1 protein-coding gene is annotated in these 969 nt (G+C 39.8%); it reads left to right on the top strand.

The window, feature by feature from the left end; all coding sequences use genetic code 11:
* The coding region (locus AWW78_RS08635; RefSeq protein ID WP_244884408.1) for a glycine--tRNA ligase at positions 1-969 on the top strand (969 nt) is incomplete at both ends.

A 969-nucleotide genomic window follows, 5' to 3' on the forward strand; every position in this document is an offset into this window, starting at 1 on the left:
GCTGCTATATTAATGCATCCAAAAGTGTGGGAAGCGTCTGGGCATGTGGAAAATTTCACTGATCCCCTTGTTGATTGTAAGTCCTGTAAACTTCGTTTTAGAGCGGATCAAATACCTGAGGAAAATTTAAAACTGAAAAAGTGTCCCGAATGCGGCGGTGAATTGACGGAGCCGAGGAGGTTTAATCTAATGTTTAAAACATTTATGGGTCCTGTTGAGGACGAAGCACATGTTGTTTATCTTAGACCCGAAACAGCGCAGGGAATTTATGTCAATTTTGAAAATGTGTACATCTCAATGAGAAGAAAAATCCCGTTTGGTATAGCCCAGATAGGTAAAGCATTTAGAAATGAGATAACGCCTGGAAATTTCATTTTTAGAACAAGGGAATTTGAACAAATGGAGATGCAATATTTTGTTCGACCTGGAACGGATATGGAATGGTTTGAGAAGTGGCGTGAGGAAAGATTTAAATGGTATTTAAGGATTGGAATAAAGCCTGAGAAACTTCGTTTCCATCAACATGGTCCAGATGAACTTGCTCATTATGCTTCCGCTGCTTACGACATTCAGTTTGAGTTTCCGTTTGGATGGCAGGAGCTTGAAGGGATACACAATAGAACGGATTATGACTTGTCAAGACATCAACAATTTTCTGGCAAGGATTTAAGTTATTATGACGATGAGATTGGTCAAAAATATATCCCATACATAGTTGAAACATCGGCTGGATGTGATAGGACATTGCTTGCGGTTCTTGTCAACGCTTACGACGAGGAAGATACGGGCAAGGAGATAAGGACTGTGCTTCGTTTACATCCATTTCTTGCGCCAATAAAAGCGGCGGTTTTGCCACTTGTCAATAGGGAAAACATGCCTGAAATTGCGTTTGAAATTTATAAATCGTTAAAACCGCACTTTAAGGTTTTCTATGATGATAGCGGATCGATCGGAAGAAGATATAGAAGA

The sequence above is a fragment of the Candidatus Kryptonium thompsonii genome, assembly GCF_001535985.1.
GTDB classification, from domain to species: domain Bacteria; phylum Bacteroidota; class Ignavibacteria; order Kryptoniales; family Kryptoniaceae; genus Kryptonium; species Kryptonium thompsonii.